We start from the raw sequence: 3,986 nt of genomic DNA, 5'->3' as shown, positions 1-3,986 counted from the left end.
GGCCCGGTCCTCACGTCCGGTGTTACTTCGGCGGGGTGGTCATGTTGACCGGGTTCATGCAGAGCACGAACTTGTCCGAGCCGAGCTGCTGCGCGAGGGCGGCCTCGCTGGCCGTGCCGCAGGCGTTGACGTCGAAGGTGTCGTCGATGACCTTGACGACCTTGTAGTTGGCGTCCTTGTCGGTGCAGTCCTTGGTCGAGACCTTGGGGTCGTTCTCGCTGCCGGTCACCTGGATGCACTCGCCGGCCTCGGCGTGCACGGGCCCGGTGAAGTAGGAGAAGGCGAGCTTCACCACGACGAGGACCACGATGCCGACGACCACGCGGAGGACCTTCGCGCCCTTGCCGCCCTTCTTCGCGGGCTCGGCGGGCGGTACGGGCGCCACCGGCTCGACGGGCGGCACGCCCTGCTGGGGGTCGACAGGGTTCGGCGGAGGCGGCGTGGCCATGAGGTGTCCTCTAAGACGAATGAGTGATCGAACGCGCGTACGCTACACGCCCCGTAATACCCAAATCGGACCAACGGCTTCCGCCCGCCGATGAGATGCAGAGTCGTGACCCTGCCGCCCCTGCCACCGCCCTCAGCGGACCTGGCCCAGCCAGTGCAGGGTGCGGCGGACCTCCACCGAGAAGGGGTGCGCGGGCCCGTGCAGGCGCTCCGCGTCGAAGAGCAGCCGCGAGAGGGTGTCGTGGGCCGCGGGGCGGTCGCCGAGGGACAGCAGCAGGTGCGCTATGCGGCGGCGGACCTCCAGCGGGAGGCCCGGGTCCGGGTTGGCGTAGTGGTTCTCGAACAGCGGCAGCAGCGAGCGGTATTCGGCGAGGGCGGCCGCCGGTTCGCCGAGCTGCTCCAGGCACTGGGCCGCGTCGTAGCGGAAGCGCAGGGAGCGCGGGTCGCCCGCCGGGAACTCGTCGGAGAGGCGGCGCAGTTCGGGCAGGGCCCGGCGGTACTGGCCGTCGTCCATCAGCGTGGCCGCGTACTGCTTGCGCAGGGAGCGGACCACCGTCGAGTGCTCGCCGTGCTGTTCGGCGGCGGCCGGGAGGATGCCGCCGAGGATGTCCACGGCCTGGGTGAGCCGGCCCTGGTCCAGGAGCTTCTTCGCCTCCTCCACGGCCGCCGGGACGTCCGGGCGCGGCGCCGGCGCGGGCGGGGCGGCCGGCCTCGGGGGGATCACGGTGGCCCGGTCGGGCCAGGGGGCCTGCGGGCGCAGGAAGGGCCGGGTCGGGTCGAGCGGGCCGGTGGGGGCTCCCGATCCGGAGTGCGGCAGCAGCGGCGCCAGGGCCGCGTACACCGCCTGCGCGGAGCCGGGCCGGTCCTGCGGGTCCTTCGCCAGGAGGTGCAGGAGTACGGCTTCCAGCTGCTGGGGGATCTCGGGGCGCAGCCGGCGCACCGGGAGCGGGGGTTCGTACAGGTGACGGTGGAGCACCCCGAGCGCGGTGGACCCGGCGAAGGGGACGGTGCCGGACAGGAGCTCGTACAGCACCACGCCGAGCGCGTAGAGGTCGGTGTGCGGACCGACGGCCCCGCCCATGGCCTGCTCGGGCGCCATGTACGCGGGACTGCCGATCGGCGAACCGGTGCTGGTGAGGCGGGTGGTGTCGGCTTCCATCACCGAGGCGACGCCGAGGTCCAGGACCAGCACGGTCCCGTCGGGGCGGACCATCACGTTGCGCGGCTTGAGGTCCCGGTGCACGATCGGCACCGCGTGCACGGCCGACAGCACCGAGCACAGCTGCGCGATCACGGAGACCGCCCACGGCCACGGGTACGGGGAGTGCTGGGCGAGGTGGTCGGCGAGGTCGGAGCCCTCGACGTACTGCATGACGAGGTACAGCTCGTCGCCGTCGCTGCCCGCGTCGTGCACGGTGACCAGGCCGGGGTGGTCCACCTGCGCCGTGACCCGGCATTCGCGCACGAAGCGGCGGCGCAGCTCCTCGGCGATGGAGCCGGGGCCGGCCACCTTGTCGGGGCGCAGCAGTTTGACCGCGACGCGGCGGTCGAGGCGCTGGTCGTACGCCGTCCAGACCTGGCCCATGCCGCCCTGGCCGAGGACGGAGGCGAGCTGGTACCGGTCTCCGATGAGCCGGTCCGTCACTGGCGGGGGCCCTCGCCGTGGGGACCCTCGTGGTGCGGAGGCTGCTGCTTGCGCAGGAGTTCGCTGAGCTCGTCGAGCTCGGCGCGGACCTGCCCGATGCGCGGCGGCGTCGGGGCGGGCGCGGGCTCGGGGGCGGGCCGGGGCGCCTGCCGCGGGGCGGGCGGGTAGCCGTAGGAGGGGCGGGTCTCGTGACTCTGCTGCTGGGGCGGCAGGTACGGGGACGCCGGCTGCGGGTACCACCCGGCGCCGGGCACCGCCCGGGCGGCGGCCGTCTCGTAGTGGCGGATGTCGACGACGAGGAAGTACACGCAGACGGCGAAACCGGTCACGATGGTGCCGAACGCGCCGGTGTTGCCCTGCCAGCCGCTGGTGTCGGGGGTCGGGTCGGCGCCGATGAACGCCAGCCACACCACTTCGAGCACGCCCGACGCCACCAGCAGCGCCCAGTCCCGGTTCTTGCGGGTGACCAGCGCGAGGCGCAGCATCGACCCCCAGGCGAGGAAGCCGCAGCTCAGGACGGGCAGCAGCGCGAACAGCACGCGCAGCGCCACCACGTTCCCGGTGCTGGGCCGGTGACCGTGCTGCGGCGGGATGCCGGGGCCGTGCATCGCTTACTCCTGACGGGCCGTGCGGGCGAAGTTCCGGGTCTGAGCGTATACAGGGTTTCCGGCCGGGAGTGAGGGGATGTCCCCAACCGTTGTACGGCTGCCGCGAGACCGGCACACGGACCGTCGGAGCCCCCCGCTACCCTCGACGTCACACGTTTGTTCCAGGGGGGATTTCCCATGCGAAGCCATGCGGTCGCCGTCACGGCGCTCGGCACCACTGTCCTGCTCGCCCTCACCGCGTGCTCGCCGTCCGGCAAGAACGCCGCGAGCGACAAGCCGAGCAGCGCCCAGTCCTCGGCGGCGCCCTCGCCCAGCCCCTCGAAGCCGGCCGGCGTCCTCGACGGACTGTCGGGCGAGGAGATCATGAACAAGGGCTACGAGGCCACGCGCGGCGCCGATTCGATGCACGTCGTCGCCACCATGCCGGTCGACGGGAAGTCCATGCACGTGGACATGTCCCTCGACAAGAAGGGCAACTGCAACGGCACCATGAGCCAGGAGGGCATGGGCAAGGTCGCCCTCATCAGGACCGCCGAGCTCGTGCACATCAAGGCCGACGCCGACTTCTGGCGCAACACGGCCGCGGGGGAGAAGACCCCCAAGAAGCAGGTGGACGCCATGGTCACGCTGCTCGCCGACCGCTGGGTGAAGATGCCGGCCTCCGCCGAGGAAACCAAAGCACTGGGCGCCATGTGCGACATCAAGGAGCTGACCTCGGACTTCGAGAAGGCCAGCCCGCTGGCCCGCAAGGGCGAGACGACCACCGTCGACGGGAAGCCGGCCGTGGCGGTCACCGGACCCGCCAAGGGGGGCACGGAGACCGACTGGGTGGCCGCCGAGGGCACGCCGTACCTCCTGAAGGCCACCATGTCCGGGAGCGAGCAGGGAGAGCTGCTCCTCTCCGCGTACAACGTCCCCGTCGACACCACCTCCCCCACCGGGGACGTGCTCGACATGGACAAGCTGAAGACCGGCACGGCCGTCTGAGTCCCCGCTCGGCGCGCGCATCCCGCGAAACACGCGTAGCGTCGCAAAAGGGATTACGGAAGGAGCCCGAGACATGGGGATCTTTGACCGGTTCAAGGACCAGGGCAAGGCGAAGGCCAAGGACATCTCCGACAACCTCGAAGCCGAGGTGAACGAGAAGACCGGCGGCAAGTACGCCGACAAGGTCGACCAGGCCCAGCAGGCCATGGAACAACAGCTCGGCATCGACGACGATCCGAAGAAGTAACCCCCCGCGCGAACGGCGACGGCGGCGGCCGGGGACCGGAAAGGTCCCGGGC

Annotated in this window: 5 protein-coding genes; 2 read left to right on the top strand and 3 right to left on the bottom strand. The window is 71.6% G+C overall.

The genetic code is table 11. The features are described 5' to 3' along the window. Nucleotides 1-22 precede the first annotated feature (22 nt). From ACWGDE_RS36825 to ACWGDE_RS36815, 3 genes are all read right to left on the bottom strand, one after another. Complete coding sequence (locus ACWGDE_RS36825; RefSeq protein WP_453393439.1) at nt 23-448, bottom strand: LppU/SCO3897 family protein; 426 nt, start codon at nt 446-448, stop codon at nt 23-25. Between the two features lie 132 nt (nt 449-580). Further along, a complete protein-coding gene (locus ACWGDE_RS36820; protein WP_453393438.1) occupies nt 581-2,092 on the bottom strand; it encodes a protein kinase domain-containing protein in 1,512 nt (503 codons plus the stop codon). After that, nucleotides 2,089-2,700 carry a hypothetical protein gene (locus ACWGDE_RS36815; RefSeq protein ID WP_453393437.1) on the bottom strand — a complete coding sequence of 204 codons (612 nt, stop codon included), beginning with the start codon at nt 2,698-2,700 and terminating at the stop codon, nt 2,089-2,091. The genes ACWGDE_RS36820 and ACWGDE_RS36815 overlap by 4 nt, the downstream gene beginning before the upstream one ends. Before the next feature lie 177 nt (nt 2,701-2,877). Between ACWGDE_RS36815 and ACWGDE_RS36810 the strand changes: the two genes are divergently transcribed. Both ACWGDE_RS36810 and ACWGDE_RS36805 read left to right on the top strand, forming a co-directional pair. Beyond that, entirely contained in the window at nt 2,878-3,687 is an 810-nt protein-coding gene (locus tag ACWGDE_RS36810) for a hypothetical protein (RefSeq protein ID WP_453393436.1), read from the top strand. A 73-nt stretch (nt 3,688-3,760) separates the two neighbouring features. Beyond that, nucleotides 3,761-3,934 (top strand): Rv0909 family putative TA system antitoxin, encoded by a 174-nt coding sequence (locus ACWGDE_RS36805; protein WP_453393435.1) that lies wholly within the window; start codon nt 3,761-3,763, stop codon nt 3,932-3,934. Nucleotides 3,935-3,986 lie beyond the last annotated feature (52 nt).

It is taken from the genome of Streptomyces sp. NPDC054956, from assembly GCF_053609185.1.
This window is presented reverse-complemented; position numbering and strand designations above follow the sequence as displayed.